The organism is Planctomycetaceae bacterium (assembly GCA_041398785.1).
Lineage (GTDB): Bacteria > Planctomycetota > Planctomycetia > Planctomycetales > Planctomycetaceae > JAWKUA01.
Map to the genome: position 1 here is coordinate 33,094 of JAWKUA010000033.1, position 16,960 is coordinate 50,053.

10 protein-coding genes and 2 tRNA genes are annotated in these 16,960 nt (G+C 60.8%); 6 read left to right on the forward strand and 6 right to left on the reverse strand.

What is annotated here, in order from left to right; genetic code table 11:
• Window positions 1–172: 172 nt before the first annotated feature.
• From R3C19_25005 to R3C19_25020, 4 genes are all read right to left on the reverse strand, one after another.
• Window positions 173–1,885, reverse strand: coding sequence for an ABC transporter permease (locus R3C19_25005; GenBank protein MEZ6063623.1), 1,713 nt, complete (start codon window positions 1,883–1,885; stop codon window positions 173–175).
• 66 nt (window positions 1,886–1,951) lie between these two features.
• Window positions 1,952–3,025 carry a mannose-1-phosphate guanylyltransferase gene (locus tag R3C19_25010; protein ID MEZ6063624.1) on the reverse strand — a complete coding sequence of 358 codons (1,074 nt, stop codon included), beginning with the start codon at window positions 3,023–3,025 and terminating at the stop codon, window positions 1,952–1,954.
• A 308-nt stretch (window positions 3,026–3,333) separates the two neighbouring features.
• Window positions 3,334–4,692 (reverse strand): sulfatase-like hydrolase/transferase, encoded by a 1,359-nt coding sequence (locus R3C19_25015; GenBank protein ID MEZ6063625.1) that lies wholly within the window; start codon window positions 4,690–4,692, stop codon window positions 3,334–3,336.
• A 243-nt stretch (window positions 4,693–4,935) separates the two neighbouring features.
• Complete coding sequence (locus R3C19_25020; GenBank protein MEZ6063626.1) at window positions 4,936–5,994, reverse strand: DUF1559 domain-containing protein; 1,059 nt, start codon at window positions 5,992–5,994, stop codon at window positions 4,936–4,938.
• 498 nt (window positions 5,995–6,492) lie between these two features.
• Between R3C19_25020 and R3C19_25025 the strand changes: the two genes are divergently transcribed.
• Together R3C19_25025 and R3C19_25030 are read left to right on the forward strand one after the other, a co-directional pair.
• Window positions 6,493–9,888, forward strand: a complete 3,396-nt coding sequence (locus R3C19_25025; protein ID MEZ6063627.1) for a response regulator — start codon at window positions 6,493–6,495, stop codon at window positions 9,886–9,888.
• A gap of 176 nt (window positions 9,889–10,064) precedes the next feature.
• A tRNA-Ser gene (locus R3C19_25030) sits at window positions 10,065–10,153 on the forward strand.
• A 124-nt stretch (window positions 10,154–10,277) separates the two neighbouring features.
• On the opposite strand, the gene csrA is transcribed toward R3C19_25030, so the two are convergent.
• The gene (csrA, locus tag R3C19_25035; GenBank protein ID MEZ6063628.1) at window positions 10,278–10,502 is read right to left on the reverse strand and encodes a carbon storage regulator CsrA; all 225 of its coding nucleotides are present in this window, start codon (window positions 10,500–10,502) and stop codon (window positions 10,278–10,280) included.
• Window positions 10,503–10,829: 327 nt separating this feature from the next.
• Window positions 10,830–11,237 carry a hypothetical protein gene (locus tag R3C19_25040; GenBank protein MEZ6063629.1) on the reverse strand — a complete coding sequence of 136 codons (408 nt, stop codon included), beginning with the start codon at window positions 11,235–11,237 and terminating at the stop codon, window positions 10,830–10,832.
• A 182-nt stretch (window positions 11,238–11,419) separates the two neighbouring features.
• On the opposite strand from R3C19_25040, the gene R3C19_25045 reads away from it, so the two are divergent.
• The 4 genes from R3C19_25045 to R3C19_25060 all read left to right on the forward strand — a co-directional run.
• A complete protein-coding gene (locus tag R3C19_25045; protein ID MEZ6063630.1) occupies window positions 11,420–13,969 on the forward strand; it encodes a PAS domain S-box protein in 2,550 nt (849 codons plus the stop codon).
• Window positions 13,966–15,468: a sigma-54 dependent transcriptional regulator gene (locus tag R3C19_25050; GenBank protein ID MEZ6063631.1), complete on the forward strand. Its 1,503-nt coding sequence runs from the start codon at window positions 13,966–13,968 to the stop codon at window positions 15,466–15,468. Before R3C19_25045 ends, R3C19_25050 begins: the two co-directional genes overlap by 4 nt.
• Window positions 15,469–15,667: 199 nt before the next feature.
• A tRNA-Ser gene (locus R3C19_25055) sits at window positions 15,668–15,752 on the forward strand.
• Window positions 15,753–15,940: 188 nt separating this feature from the next.
• A partial coding sequence (locus R3C19_25060; protein ID MEZ6063632.1) for an enoyl-CoA hydratase-related protein occupies window positions 15,941–16,960 on the forward strand: 1,020 nt, incomplete at its 3' end.

A 16,960-nucleotide genomic window follows, 5' to 3' on the forward strand; every position in this document is an offset into this window, starting at 1 on the left:
GGGGAGACCCGCGCGTGACACAGGTTCTTAGCTTACATTTCCCGGCGTGTCGCTTTTTCTCAACGCGACAAAACGACGGATACCATCCGCCAATCAGCGCAGGCTTGCGCAATCGACAAAGTCGTCAGATTCGCACCGCTTGATGCGCACGGCGAATTCACGTGGGTCGACGTCAAACAGGTGCGGTGAATTCGAACAGCGAATACACGAAGTGCACCAGCAGCGTGAACAGCGTCGACCACAGGATCGTCTGAGTCACGCCTTTGCTGATTTCCGGACCGGACTGCTTTGGCGACGACCCGCAATGCCATGCGATCATGGCGATGCCCGCGGCGCAGGTCAGCAGTTTGGCAATCAGCCAGTTGCTGCCTTTGTAGAAAACGGATTCCGGCAGCCGCAGTTCCTTGTGGAAGTGAGCGTCCCAGTAGGCGACACCGTAATCCGCGTGCGTCGACAAGAATGCGAAGGCGCTGGTCAGGCTGGCGACGGCGTAGCTAAGCATCGTCAGCAGAGGTACTCCCAGCAGAAACGCGTACAGAATCGGTGTCCGCAGCGATCGTTCCGGATTCATCCCGATGGTCTTCATGGCGTCGATCTGATTGCCGTAAACCTTGCTGCCGACGTCCGCGGCCACGGCGGCGCCGGATCGCGCGGAAATCAGAATCGTACACAGGATCGGCACCAGAAATCGGTACAGCGAAAAGCCGGTGGCGTGCAGCAGGTTTTCGATCAGCAGCGGTTCGGTGTACTGGCGAAACGGCAGATAACGGAAGATAAAATCCTGAGCGACGAAGCCAATGATCATGCCGGCAATCGCGATGTAGACGCAGGCGGAAATGCCGGACACCAGCCGAAAATAATGCCACGTGCTGCGCAGTCCCCAGCGAAAACTTTTCCACAAAGGCAGCAGAGACCACGGCAGCAGCAGTGCCTGTTCCAGACTGTGACCCGTCACGGCCAGCGCGTGACGGACAGTGCCGGCGATCCGCTGCGGCACAGTCTTTTTCTTTCCGGATGCATCATCGGCGGCCGGCGGCGATCCCAGAATTTCCGGAAGGGTGTTCCATTTGTCTTCGGGGAGTTCGTCCAGTTTTCGCGTGTGATGGTTCAGTACGACGACGCGATCAGCGATCCGTCGCAGCGAATGATAGTCGTGAGTCACGATGATGGTCGTGCGGCGAAAGTTTCGCTGCGTATCGCGGATCAGGTCGGCCACCTGTTCGGCCGTGCGTGCGTCCAGACCGGACGTCGGTTCGTCGTACAGCACGACATCTGTTTCCATGCCGACCGCGCGAGCGATCGCCAGCCGCTGCTGCTGCCCACCGCTGAGCACTGATGTGACTCGATCAATGGGAACACCCAGTTCCTGCAGCAGTTGCCTTGCTCGCGCCGCTGACGATTCACCCGCTGCGCGCGGCCGGCAGTGGTCCAGCGCGATCTCGACGTTTTCCGAAGGAGTCAGTTCGTCGAACAGTGCGAAACTCTGAAAGACAACCGCCACCGGCTGATCGGCGTGGTCGCGCCGTTCGGACACTCCGTTCACGCGGAAATCGATCGTTCCCGAAAAGTTGATCGCGGAGTGTTCGGCGTCGATCAGGCCCGCCAGGATTCTCAGCAGCAGCGACTTTCCGACTCCGCTGCAGCCCAGAATCAGAGTCACCTGCCCGGCGGGAAACGTGGCGGAACTGTCCACCAGCAGCGGTCGACCGCCGGCTGACAGGTTCATTCCGGAAATGCGGATTTCCGTCCCCGTCGGCGTCGATTCGACCGTCGCGGACTGTGCTTCTGCGGCGTCGGAGGCAGATCGCACACCGTCGGCATCCGATGCGCCGTCGCGCGAATGTTCGGCGCCGGTCGTTTCAGATGTCGCGTGGTCGTCGTTCATCAGGGGTTCTCAGAGTGAATGCATTCCGATGCGTCATTCGTCCGCGCGGACTGATGCCTGGCGAAATTACAGAACTTCCGTATCGCCCCGGGTTTTCAGCAGTTCCAGAAGATCTTTGATTCGCTCCGAATCCTCGCGCCGCGCGACCAGTGTAGCGTCCGGAGTGTGAATGATGATGCAGTCTTCCATCCCCAGCGTCGCCACCAAATGCCCCTCTGAAGAACGAATGATGCAGTTTCTGGTGTCCAGAGTCCGAACTTTCCCGTCGACCGTGTTGCCGTCCGCGTCGGTTCCCGCCAGTCGAGGCACGGCCAGCCAGCTTCCGACATCATCCCACACAAACGGCGATTCGATGACGCAGACGCTGTCCGCCTTTTCCAGGACAGCGCAGTCGATGGCGATGCTGTGCATTTGGGGAAATTCCGCGTCCAGCGTCGTGGTCCATTCCTCGGTGCCGATGACCTTCGACAGACGCTGCAGACGATCGAACATGTCCGGTTCGAATTCCCGCAACCGGTCCAGAATCGTGCGAGCCTTCCAGCAGAAAATTCCGCAGTTCCAGTAGTAGTCTCCGGCGTCGACATATTGCTGAGCGACGTCGCGCTGAGGCTTTTCCGTGAACGCCTGCACTCGAAACGCCGTCTGATCGGTGTTCAGCGCTTCGCCGCGATGAATATAGCCGTAGCCTGTGGCCGGACTTGTGGGAGGCACGCCGAACAGAACCAGCCGCTGCGGGTTGTCGTCCACCAGCTCGACCGCCCGGCGGGCGGCTGCTTCAAACACGGGAACCGGCGAAATGACGTGGTCCGCCGGCATGATGAATAACGTGGCATCCGGATCCTCATGCAGCGCGCAGATGGCCGCCAGTCCCACGCAGGGAGCCGTGTTGCGAGCGACGGGTTCCACCAGTGCATGATCCGGGCGAAGTTCGGGCAACTGCCGCCGCGTTTCCTTAACCTGAACGGCATTCGTTACGACCCAGATCCGCTGCGGGTCGACAAACCCGCTGCAGCGATCGACGGTTTGCCGAATCATTGTCTGGTCACCGGCCAGCTTCAGCAATTGCTTGGGCATCCGAACGCGACTGGCCGGCCAGAAGCGAGTCCCGCTTCCTCCCGCCATGATCACGGCATGCAACATGTCCATTCCACTTTCAAAAGATCTATTCGAATCACGTTCGCTTCAACCCACGTTCCAGGGATCCCGTCCGCATTCCTCGCTGCAGGGCTCCGGCCCAGGAACGCACTGCCGGGAAGGCTCCGCCTTCACAAACCCACCGCCGCACACAACACCGCACAGCGAGGCTTTCCGAATTTCGCGCCAGCGCTCACCGTTCCGGAGCCTGCCACGGTACGCGGCCTCCGCGCTGCAGTTGCTGTCTCATGGCGGAATTCAGCCGATTGACAACGTCGCGGTGACTGTCCGCGACGTTTCGCTGTTCTTTGGGATCATCCGCCAGGTGGTACAGTTCCAGCGGTTCGAAGGGAGAATTCTGCAGCAGTTTCCAGGGACGTTCGATCACCGCGTCGATCGTCTTGCCGCCGTATCGCAGTCCGCCTTCGCGGCGAGTAAAGAACCACTGGCTTCTTAGTGGGGGCTGGTCCTGAGCTGTCAGCGTCGGCAGAAAACTGCGGCCTTCGATTTCGTGGCTGATGGAAATATTCGCGGCGTCGAACAGCGTCGGCAGAATGTCCATCGACATCGCTGCGAAGGCGGTTTCGGAGCCGGGCTTGATCGTTTCCGGCCAGACGACGGCCGTCGGCACTTTCAATCCGCCTTCGTACATGGATTGTTTGCCGTCGCAGGGGTCCGTTGTTCGCTCCGACGCCTAGCTGGCCTCCGTTGTCCGAAGTGAACACGATGATCGTGTTCTGCGAATGACCGTTGTCGTGCAGAGCCTTCAGTACCTGACCGATGCCGTCGTCCATGTGTTCGATCAGTGCGACCAGCTTCGCTCGCTGCGGATCAATGCCTGACTCGCGATCCAGAACCCGCTGTTCCCAGTCCTTCGGCGGCTGAATCGGCGTGTGAGGAGCGTTGTAGGCCAGATACAACAGAAACGGCTGTTCAGTGCCCTTTCGGTCGGCCAGGTATTCGACGGCCCAATTGGTAAACAGGTCGGTGGCGTGTCCTTCCGGATCGACTTCCGTTTCGTTGTGAAACATGTAGTTGATGGCGTGACGGCGATGGTTGTAGTAGTCATCCATCATGTCGCCGCGAAATCCGCGGAACAGGTCGAAGCCGCGTTCCGTGGGAGTGTTCGGCGATTCCAGCCCCAGATGCCACTTGCCGACAATCGCGGTGTGGTATCCAGCCGACTGAGCGATCTTCGGCAGCAGCACCGCGGCCGGGTCCAGGTATCCCCAGTTGTCCTCAGCATGAGTCCGGATGACTCCGGGCACGCCGACAAATTCCTGGTAACGACCGGTCAGCAGCGCCGCGCGAGTCGGCGAACACACCGGACAGTTCGCGTAGAAGTTGCTGAACTTCATGCCCTGCGAAAACAAGCGGTCAAGGTGCGGCGTCTTCATGTCCCGTGAACCGCAACACGCCAGATCGGCGTAACCCAGATCGTCCGCCAGGATCACCAGCATGTTGGGACTCGCCTGAGCAGCCCGGGCCTCTGCGGCGCATGTGAGCAGCGACAGCAACAGGCTCGACAACACAAGCCCCGGCAGGGAGTTCAAACGCATCATCAGATTTCTTTGTTGAGTTGACCCGGATACTGCGGTGGCTGCAGAAATGCGTTTCAGGCCCGGCGTGTCGGCACACTGACCGCCGGTCCGGTGAGCAATTGATTCGGTCATTGGCGACGTTCCCAGTCCCCGGATACATCGCCGTCAGGAGAATAGTTCATGTCGCAAACACGCTCAATTCACGACATCGAGCCTCAATGTGTCAAGCGCGCGACTGCAGAGTTGCCGGCTGATCTGCCGCGCACTGGGCGCTGTCGGAGCGGACGGGGCGCAGCGGCTGGGTTCCCGCCGTCGCGGGAATGACGGGGGTGCCTGCGCGGGAATGACGGGGGGCCGAGGCCTTGCCGGGCGGACTTAGAATTGGCCGACGACGTCGTTGTCGGCGATTGCGGAGAGGCGCCACAGTGTTGCTGAATCGATGTGTTGAGACAGCATACGCACGGAACCGTCGCCCAGCAGCGCCTGGAATCCCCCTTCGTGAGGACTGCTGATGCGGGCGAAGTCGCGGAAGTCCGGAGTTCCCCGTTTCGCGAATCCAAAGACCACCGGGAACGCTCCGTTGTCGATCCAGAAATACGAATACAGCGGGCCTCCGTCCGTTTCCAGAAACGCGAACGTGTTGCTGCTTCCGTCCGTGATGTCGCGAAAACTGGTGGTCACTCCGGTCCCGAACATCCCGCGCCATTCTCGCCAGGAATTCGGAACGTGCCCGCCGGGGACACCGCCCGACGGCAGGTAATTCGTCTGGCCGACTTCCGGAATGCTGCGACCGAACCAATAACCGGATTCGTAACGGGCGAAGATTCCGTGCGGGTCGCATTTCAGCGGATCGGAACCGCCGATCAGCGGACTGCAGCGAACATGCAGTCCCAGAAACTGCCCGGTCGCCGACTGGCCGGTGTCTGACGGGCACAGAAACACGGACAGCTTTGCCTGAGCGATCTCCCAGTCGCGCGTCCACCACGGCTGGCGGCGGGTGTCGGAGACGGGCAGCGGATCGAAACCCTGCCACGAATGAATGCGGCTGTAGACGTTGGCCTGATCCATGTACGGCAGCAGAGCGACGTGAGCGCTGGTTCCGGGATTCGGCCGGTTCGCCGTCAGTTGCAGGGAACTCAGGGCCGGAGCGTCCGTGTCCATCGCCAGGGCAGCGGCGGGAAAGTGACGATGCACGTCGTGGAAATTGTGCAGCGCTATGCCGAACTGCTTCAGATTGTTGCGGCACTGAGTCCGGCGAGCAGCCTCGCGAGCCTGCTGGACCGCCGGCAGCAACAGCGCGATCAGGACCGCAATGACGGCGATGACAACCAGCAGCTCAATCAGCGTAAACGCTCGCCGACGGGAACCGCACTCCGCCAAAAGAGTCGGATACTGCGGTCGAACACAGCGTTCGGTGAATTCAGATCTTCGCACCAGCCCGCCTCCCGCCGGCAAAAAACCGCGACAAACGAAAATTGTACCGGTGAATTCCAGGCCTTCTCAAAGAATTTTCGCAATCGGTGAGGCCTCCGAGCCCCGCCGACTTCCGCGGCACACGCCGAACAGAATTCACACGTCCCCTGCGACACGCCGGACTGCGAAGCCCGGTGCGGTGTCAGTTGCCGAGCCTCTTCACACGGCCCTTCGGCGAACCGATTCGGCGGTGCCGCGCGGGGGCGGCGTTCCATCGTTCTTCTGTTGGGGTGCTTCTGTCTGCTGCTGTTTCCATACGCCACCGCTCCCGAACCGGTGGGAATAACTCCGACAGAATCCGTCCGGCTGACCGAAAACAACTCGTCATGCGAACTTTTCCGGTCAATTCGCCGGACAAATATTCGTGGGAAACGGCCGGACCTGTCATAATCGGGACGGGAACAGCACGGCTCACGCAGCTTGTGACGGCACTGTGATTTGATCGCCTGGAGCACGCGAATGCCAACATCATCGTCGCCGGTCGACACATCGCCAACGGCCCCCCGGCCGAATGGAATGCAGCCGAACGCATCGCAGTCGAACGGAACCGACACCAGCGGATGCGAAGCAAACGGACGCGAAGCAAACGGCACAGCGAAGGCGGTCGCGCCGTCTTCCGCTGACGACCGGGCACAGGCCACCAGCAAGGCCCTGGACCAGGCTCAAAGTGACCTGGAAAACCTGTTTCGCAGCACGGAAATCGCGGTCATCTTTCTGGATGACGAACAGTGCATCAAGCGATTTACTCCGGCCGTCACACAGGTCTACAACCTGATCAAGACGGACATCGGCCGTCCGATCTGGCACCTGACTCACAACGCCGTCACGATGCCGGCGCTGCCGGAATCCGCGGCGCTGGCGGAAGCGTCCACGGCGATCGAGCACGCGGTGGAACTTCTGGACGGCCGGTCGTTCATGCGGCGAGTCCTGCCATACCGCGATTCGGACGGCGAGCCGGCGGGAATCATCGTCACGTTTTCCGATGTCAGTGACCTGCGGCAGTCGGAACGCAAGGCTCGCCGGGGCCTGGCTCAACTGCAGGCGGTGTATCAGCATTCGGGCGTGGGTCTGGGATTTGTCGACTGCGACCTGCGGTACGTCAGCGTGAACAATGTGCTGGCAGACATCAACGGTGTTCCGGTTCAGGATCACGCGGGCCGGCTGATGCATGAAATTCTGCCGCCGGATCTGGTCGAATCCATCGAAGGGATGTATCGGGAGGTGATTCGGACCCGGCAGCCGGTGACGGACATCGAAATCACCGGCCGAACCCGAGCGAATCCGGAAACCGATCATACCTGGCTGGTCAGTTATCACCCGGTGATTGATGAAGCCGGTGAGGTGCTGGGCGTGACATCCGTGGTTAAGGATATATCCGAACGCAAACGCCAGGAACAGTTGATCGGCGACAGTGAGAAGTTTCTTCGCAAGACGCTGGATTCGCTGTTCGCGTTCGTCGGTGTCTGTACGGTGGACGGCACGCTGGTGGAAGCCAACCGCCAGTTGCTGAAGGCCGCCGGCGTGCAGCCGCAGGACGTTCTGGGAAAACACTTCGCCGACACATACTGGTGGAGTTACGACCGTCAGGTGCAGTCACGGCTGCGAGCCGCGATCCGCCGCGCGGCGTCCGGCAAGATTTCGCGGTACGACGTGGACATCCGCGTCGCCGGCGGCCGCCTGATGACGATCGACTTTCAACTGGTACCGATGTTTGACGATGCCGGCCGGGTCACTCACATGATCCCGTCGGGAATTGACATTTCGGACCGCCGCCGCGACGAGCAGTCTCTGCGAATCAGCGAGGAACGGCTGAGAATCGCCGCCCGGGCCGCCGGTTTCGGAACGTACGACATCAACTTCAAATCGAATACGGTTGTCTGGTCGCCGGAAATGAAGGACATCTTCGGTCTGCCGGACAGTGCTCCAGTGCGACTGAAGGCCGGGCACGTGCCGGACCTGGTGCATCCGGACGATCGCGATCTGGTTGCCGAGGCGATTCGTTCTTCCACACACGCGGCCAGCAACGGCGAATGCGCGGTGGACTACCGCGTGGTGACTCCCAAGGGCGAAGTTCGCTGGGTGCGCATGAAGGGCCGGACTCTGTTCATCAAGCGCGATGGCCGACGGATCGCCCGCCGCGCGATCGGCACGGTTATCGACATCACGGAACGCAAGACAGTCGAAGCCGCCCTGCTGAAAGCTCGCAGCGCGGCGGAAACCTCGAACCAGGCGAAGAGCGAATTTCTGGCGAACATGAGCCATGAAATTCGCACTCCCATGACGGCGATCCTGGGGTACGCCGATCTGCTCAGCAAGCACCTGACCAATCCTGACAACCTGCACTGCGTCGAAACCATTCGCCGCAACGGCCGCTTTCTGATTGAGATCATCAACGACATTCTGGACCTGTCCAAGATTGAAGCCGGCAAGCTGGAAGTCAACCGGCAGCGCGTTTCTCCGGTCTCGCTTATCAGCGACGTGCGGCTGCTGATGGACGTGCGTGCTCAGGAAAAGCAGATTCCGCTGATCGTGGAATTCGAAGGCAGCATTCCGGATGCCATCCAGACCGACGCGATCCGGCTGCGGCAGGTCCTGGTCAATCTTGTCGGCAACGCCATCAAGTTCACGGATAACGGAAGTGTGAAGCTGGTGGTGCGGTGCCGCCCCGAAAAGCAGCAGATGCAGTTTGACATTTCCGACACCGGCATCGGAATCAGCAAGGAGCAGCAGCGGAAACTGTTTCAGCCGTTTACTCAACTGGACGCATCGATCAATCGGCGGTTCGGCGGCACCGGGCTGGGTCTGACGATCAGCCGCCGCCTGACGGAAATGCTCGGCGGCGACATTTCCGCCGTCAGTCAGATCGACAGGGGCAGCACATTCACGGTCACCATCGACACCGGTTCGCTGGAAAACGTCCGCCTGATTGAACCGCACCTGGACGACAGCCGGATCTTCTCCACGTCGGGCCATTTCTCGATGCCGCCGAACCTGGAGGCTCATGTCCTGATCGTGGACGACCGCAGCGAAGTGCGGCATCTGGCTCAGCACTTTGTCGAAGAAGCCGGCGGCGACGTCAGCGTCGCGACCAACGGCCAGCAGGCCATCGACCAGGTCGTCGCACTCGGCAGAGCGAACATGGCGGTCGACGTCATTCTGATGGATGTTCAGATGCCGGTGAAGGACGGCTACACGACCGCTCGCGAACTCCGGTCGATGGGATTCACCAAGCCGATCATCGCCCTGACCGCCCACGCCATGCAGGGAGACCGCGAAAAGTGTCTGGAAGCGGGTTATGACGACTATCTGACGAAACCGCTGGATCGTCGCGTGCTGATTGAAACGCTGCACCGGTACACGTCGGAAATGTCCAGCGGCGAGATTCGCGTGCAGCGACACGAATTCAGACAGGACCAGCGGCAGGCCGCCGAAAAGTCCGCCGCCTCCGACGTGGTCCGCTCGGGAGGACAGCGCGTGCTGCTGGTCGATGACAACCGCGATGCCACGCAGATTCAAAAGATGCTGCTGGAAATGCACGGTCATCTGGTGCTGGTGGCTCACGACGGAAAAACGGCCGTCGCGATGGCTCATACGGAACAGCCGGACACGGTGCTGCTGGACCTGACGCTTCCCGACATCGACGGCTTCACCGCGGCCGCTCAGATACGGCAGCAGGCCGACGGTCGTCCGCCGCGATTGATTGCTTTGACCGGACTAAACACCGTTGAAGCCCGTCAGCGCGCCGCGAAGGCCGGGATCGATCGCTTCCTGCTGAAGCCGATCGACGCTCACGAATTGAATCGAGTTCTTCGCGAACAGCCCGGCGAAAAACAGAAGCCACTGGCCACCCGCTGATGCGAATTCCCGCGGTTCGCGACGCTTTCCGGCATCCGGTGTGAAGCGATCCGGCACCGTTCAGCCGGAAGCCCGGCGAACTTGAAATGAAGTGAGACTGTCGAGATACTTCCGATCCGCTGGCTCGCCGGAACGGATTTCAACGATCCCTGCGGCGTCCATTCGCGGACGCAAATGGAGAGGTGGCAGAGTGGCCGAATGCGCATCATTGCTAATGATGTGACTCCAGAAATGGGGTCCGGGGGTTCGAATCCCCCCCTCTCCGCATTGCAATTCCTACCGCCAGCGACCATCACGCCGCTGGCGGTTTTTTTTTGAGTTCGTCCGGGACGGCGCGGGGGTGTCGTGAGCAACCGACCGGTCGCGACATGAGTTGCCGTCGGCAGCGATCAGCCTGGCGTTGTCAGGGGTTCCGGGTCGCGGAGTCTGGTTATTGCCGGCGTGTCAGGCCGTGGGTCGTGGAGTTTGTCGGTCACTTCTTTTCTCAGCACCAGGACATCACGCGGGGCACGCACGCCGATCCGCACCTTGTTGCCGCGGACCTCCAGAACTTCCACCTGAACCTTATCACCAATGCAGATGACTTCGTTCGTCTTGCGTGTGAGGACCAGCATCGGAATCACTCCCTTGACCGCGTGAGTGTGACATATCGTCTTGCTGTGAGTCAGCATCTGAACGGGCACGTGACGCGCGAGGCTCGTGAGATGTGTGGAGCAAGCCTGTATCAGCGCGGAATGCGCAGTCGAAGACCCGCCCGATAAGGAGATTTGCACGTGTTGTGCCAATCGCTGTGGATTTCAGCCGGGAACGATGTACCGATTATTGTTGCGAAGCCCTTCGGCACGCATCCAGCGGGAGTCTTGAAAACAATGTCCCGACTCCAGTCATGCAAGTGGCACGCATTCGCGCAGGCTGACAATTCGGCGACCATCCGATTCGGCTCATTCACCGGTTTCTGTGGGAACTCGCAGCGAGCTTCTGCCGGCGGATAAAATGGCGTCCCGAGTAGTCTTCCAGATCAGATGCGCATGCCATTGAGCTTCCAGTTCGCAGGCCTGTTTGATCAATGCCGCGGCCACCGCGATGTCTCCTTCGTCATGCGCTTTGACGGCGCGTCTTGCCAGTTGGCAGGCTTCCGCGGCTGTATTCTCAATCTGTTGCAGCCAGCCGGCGGCTTTTCGCCATTCGGACGATTCCCGGCCGCTTGTCGCCAGCGCGAGTCGCTCGGCCTGCGCTGATCGGAGCCCCTGGACTCGCAGTTTCAGCGGACCGAATTCCGTGGCCCAGTCGCAGGTTTGCCAATTGTCTCGGGCGGCTTCGAAGGCTTCGCCGGGTGAGGGAATCGACATGAATCGCACCGTGCGGACGATAGATGGAAAGGAGCTGTCGCGAATGACGCCACAACGGCGCAAAGAATCGCATTTCCTGTGCCGGAAAGGTGACCCGACGAACGCGAACGCCAATAATGCCGGCGCGGCTTCCTTCGCCGAAGGAGATTCAGCGGTCGTCGCCCTTTGGAATGATGCCTTCCATGCCCCAAACAGCTCGATACTACGTCAACTGGGTCAACATCCTGCTGACAATTGCCGCGGCCGGCGTCATCGTCGTTTTTCTTGCGGGGGCCAATACGGCCTGGTATGCCGCCGAAACCAGCGATGAGATCTTCCGGAATTTTCAGATTCACCGGGAGGTCCGTTCGGTTCTGGAGGCCATGAAAGACGCGGAAACCGGCCAGCGCGGTTTTCTGATCATGGGAGACGACCGGTACCTGGCCTGGTACCACGTCGGGCTCAGCCGTGTCGTGGAACACCTTGACGCGCTGGATGGCTATGCGGCAACAGGAGAAGTCGATCCGGATCGTGTTGCCGAACTGCGGCGGATTGTCGGCGAAAAAAAGGCGATTCTGGAAGCAGCGGTCGCCGCCCGAATGCACGCACCGGAATCGGAAGCCTTCCTGCGAGCCCGCGAGATCGTGGCCACCGATCGCGGAAAGCTGCTGATGGACCTGATTCGCAGTGAGATCGGCGAAATGCTGGCCGCACGCGAACTGGAGATGGAGCGGCTGAAGCTGCTCGCAGACGGCCTGGCAAACCGGCACTTTCTGATTATCTCTCTGGGCCTGCTGCTGACTCTCAGCACGTTCGCGGCGGCCGCAGTGTTCACGAATCTGGAGCGCGCAGAACGCAATCGCGCCGGCGCGAGACTGCAGACGGAACGATCGCGGCTGCAGGCCGTGATTGACGCGTCGATGGATGCCGTTGTCGCAGTCGACCATGAGCACCGCATCGTCATGCTGAATCCCAACGCCGAAGACCTGTTTCAGCGCCGGGAACGTGATGCCACGAGCCAGCCGTTTCGAATTCTGTTTCCGAAACGGTACCTTGCGGAGCTTGAGCCGCTGATGGACGTCGACGCTGCCGGCGGGCCGCCCCGCAGAAACGTCAGCGATGGCGGAATCATCCAGGGACTGAAAGCGGACGGCACGGAGTTTCCCGCGGAAGCCGTCGTGTCGCGGTCTCTGATCGACGGCAGACCGCTGTTCACGGTCATTCTGCGCGACGTCACGGAACGCGAAACCGGCCGCACGCGGGCTCGCGAACAGATGGCGATTCTGTCACGCGTCCGAGATGCGATTCATGTTCGCGACCTGCAGGGCCGGATTCAGAGCTGGAACGACGGAGCACGGGAATTGTACGGCTGGGACGCATCGGAAGCCGTTGGCCGGATGGGTGCTTCGCTGTTGCAGCTGCCGTCGGATGGCGATGAATCCGGAATTCTGTCGGAGTTGCTCAACAGCGGTGTCTGGATCGGCGAGCGACGGATCAATGCCCGCGACGGACGTGAATTGACGGTTGAATCCCGGCGGTCGCTGATCGTGGACGATTCCGGTCAGCCGACGTCGCAACTGGTCATTGATATCGACATCACGGAAGAGAAGCGGCGCGAACAGATTGAACGCCGGTCGCAGCGGCTGGAGAGCATTGGAACTCTGGCCAGCGGTATCGCTCACGACCTGAACAACGTGCTGACACCAATCACGATGGGAGCCAGGCTGCTGCGGCGCGAACCGGGCGAACAGCAGCGGCTGGGTCTGCTGGACACGATTACTTCCAGTGCTGAACGAGGGGCGGCCATGATTCGGCAACTGCTGTCGTTCGCCGGCGGAACCTCCGGTCCCCGCGAAGTCGTCGACATGAAAACTCTGATCGAAGAAGCCAGCGGCATCCTGGAACACACTCTGACTCAGTCCGTCGCCGTTCGCACGGACGTCGAACAGTCGCTGTGGCCGATAAACGGTGATCCGACGGAACTTTCCCAGGTGTTGATGAACCTTGCGATCAACGCTCGCGACGCCATGCCCGAAGGAGGCACGCTGACGTTTGAGGCTCACAACACGACGCTGCACGAAAGCGCGTCCGCCGTCGGTCTGAGTCCCGGTGACTATGTCTGCGTGTCCGTCAGCGATACCGGGACCGGAATTCCTCCGGACGTCGTCGACCAGATTTTCGATCCGTTCTTCACGACCAAGGAACAGGGCCGAGGCACCGGTCTGGGACTGGCGACATGTCTGGGCATCATCAAAAGCCATAACGGCAACGTGTCGGTGTACAGCGAGCCGCGCCGGGGAACAAAGTTCACCGTGTACCTTCCGGCGCAGGTAAGGTCGGCGGAATTGCAGTCCCGGTTGCAGACGGAAAGCGTCCCGGAAGGCAGCGGCCAGACAATTCTGCTGATCGATGACGAAGAATCGATCCTGCTGGTCGTGCGGGCGACTCTGGAAACTCGCGGCTACAACGTGTTGACAGCCGTCGGCGGAGCTGCGGGAATTGCCGCATTCCGTCGGCGCAGTGCCGAGATCGATCTGGTCATCGTTGATATGATGATGCCGGAAATCGATGGCCCGGAGACAATCCGCGCTCTTCGCGGATTGCGTCCCGATGTGCGCATCATTGCCAGCAGCGGACTGAAGCGGCCGGAATACGGCGGGGGCGTGGAAGGATGCTGCGGATTCCTTTCCAAACCGTACGACGACAAACAACTGCTGAACGAAATTCGAAACGCATTACAGGACATGTCGTGACTGGCCGGAAGAATGAACAGCGCGAGACGACGCGGCTGCTGGTGGTGGATGACGAACCGCTGATCCTTGACAGTTTTCGTTATGCGTTTCCCGCACCGGAGTTCGACCTGATCACCGCATCGTCGGCGGACCGCGCGGTCGAATTGTTTAAGACGCAGGCTCCGGATGTGGTCCTGTCTGACATCCGGCTTCCGGACATGTCGGGACTGGAACTGTTCCGCAGGATCCACGCCGCGGACGCGCGGGTTCCCGTGATTCTGATGACCGGCTACGGGACCGCCGGCACCGCCATCGACGCGATGCGAGCCGGGGCCTTCGAATACGTTCTGAAGCCGCTCGACCCGGACACCCTGATTCCGCTTGTGGAATCGGCTGCCGAAACCAGCAGACTGATGCGGACGCCGGCGACTCTGCCGTCCGATCAGACAGCTGACACCAGCGGCGATCTGTTGATCGGTAACTGCCCGGCAATGCAGGAGGTCTATCGCGCGGTCGGACGTGTCGCGCCGCAGAATGTCACCGTTCTGATTCTGGGAGAAAGCGGTACGGGCAAGGAAGTGATCGCCCGGGCGATCTACAACTACAGCCACCGTTCCTCAAAACCGTTCCTGGCAATCAACTGCGCGGCCATTCCGGAAACGCTGCTGGAAAGCGAACTGTTCGGTCACGAAAAAGGTTCGTTCACCGGCGCCGAACGAAGACGCATCGGAAAGTTCGAACAGTGTTCCGGCGGCACATTGTTCATGGATGAAATCGGCGACATGACACCGCTGACTCAGACCAAGGTGCTGAGAGTTCTGCAGGATCAGAAATTCGAACGCGTCGGCGGGAACGAATCGATTCAAACCGACGTCAGGCTGATCGCCGCCACAAACCGCGATCTGGAATCGATGATTGCTTCCGGCAGCTTTCGCAGCGATCTGTTCTACCGCCTGAATGTGTTCACCATCAAACTGCCGCCGCTGCGAGAACGCGGTGACGACGTCCGGCTGTTGGCGGAACATTTTTGCCGGCTGTTCGCCAGGGAACTTGGCCGGGACATCACCGGGCTCGCTCCGGAAACCGTGCGGCTGCTGGAAAAATATCACTGGCCGGGCAATGTTCGCGAACTGCAAAGCGTCATAAAACATGCCCTGCTGGAAGCCACCGGCCCGGTGCTGGTGCCTTCTTTCCTGCCGGATTCCGTGCGCGCGGTGGAACCGGGTTCGTCCGGCGGTCTCGCGACGTCGTCCGAGTCCGCCGGCGAAGTCTCCGGCGGCCACGCGGACATTACGGACTGGAGTCGCTTCGTCGAAGAACGCCTGCAGTCGGCCAGTGAGTCGATCTTCAGCGAAGCGCAGCAGTTGATGGAACGGCAGGTGATTCCCCGAGTGCTGCAGCATGTTGACGGCAATCAGCTTCAGGCCGCACGGCTGCTGGGCATCTCCCGCGCGACTCTGCGATCCAAATGTCGGCAATACAGGATCATGATCGATCGCGTCATCGACGGCGGCGACTGATCGGACGACGCCGGGGCTGCCAGTCGATGCACCGCGCGGGATGTCGGATGCGGTGCCGTCGCGTCTGACGCCAGCCGGCAGTTCGTTGTTGCATGCGGCGGATGTCATCGCGGAACCTGCTGGCGATTACGTCCCTGTTGCCGGCGGGGCACTTGTTGACAGTCACGAAACATCCTTTTAGCATTCCGTCGCGCTCGCCGGAGAGGTGGCAGAGTGGCCGATTGCACCGGTCTTGAAAACCGGCGTGCCGCAAGGTACCGGGAGTTCGAATCTCCCCCTCTCCGCTTTCTATTGCTTCGTGGCTGCAGGTGGAACGCTCGGGCTTTGCGGGTGATCCCTGCAGCCGCCTTCATTGGTGTGGCGACAAATTCCGTGGCGACGAAAAGGCCTGCTGTCCGTCAGAACGTCGCCACCAGATGAACATTTACTGCTGCACTGAACCTTTACCGCCGCACTGTCGCAGGGATTCCACATGGCTGCCGCGTTTCAGCTCACGACCGCCGATGACGGCATTGCCACGCTGACGTTTGATGTCCCGCAACAGAAGGTCAACACGTTTTCGGCACCCGTCATCAGTGAACTGTTTGAAGTTGTCGCGGAACTGGAAAAACGCAGCGATGTGCGCGGCCTGATCTTTCTCAGCGGCAAACCGGGGCAGTTCATCGCCGGAGCGGATCTCGGTGAACTTGCCGCTCTGGTCCATGCAACCGCTGAACAGGTGACGCACGGAGTCCGGCGCGGCCACGAATTGTTCGACCGCTTCAGTCGGCTGCCGTTTCCCACCGTGGCACTGATTGACGGTCACTGCATGGGCGGCGGTACCGAACTGGTGTTGTCGATGGACCAGCGACTGCTGTCATCCAACCGCAAGGCGGGGATCGCTCTTCCGGAAACCAAGCTGGGCATCATTCCCGGCTGGGGCGGAACTCAGCGCCTACCGCGGCTGATCGGAGTTCACCACGCCATCCGAATGATCACCACCGGAGCAACTGTCAGCGGCGCTGAAGCGGTGGAACTGGGCCTGGTGTTTGATGTCGTGCCGGAATCGCAGCTTGTTGAAGAAGGCCGGCGACTGATCGATATCCTGCGGCAGGACGACGCGTGGAAGAAGGCCCGGCAGCTTCGCAGTCAGCCGCTGGGGATGACCGGCGACCAGGTCGCGTTCACGTTTTCCGTTGCGGAAGGTTACATCCGCGGCAAATCCGGCAGCCAGTATCCGGCTCCCCTGGTGGCGCTGAAGGCGATTCGTGACGGGATCAACCTGCCTCTGGTTCAGGCGCTGCAGGTGGAGCGCGATGCCGCTCTGGAGATCATGCAATCGCCATCCGCGGCGAACCTGATCGGTGTGTTCTTTCGTGGAAATGCGGTGGAACGGAATCCAGGCATCGACCTGCGAGCTGTCCCGCCGCGTGACATCGCGCGAGTCGGTGTGCTGGGCACCGGATTGATGGGAGCCGGCATCGCCACCGCCAGCGCACGTCGCGACATTCCG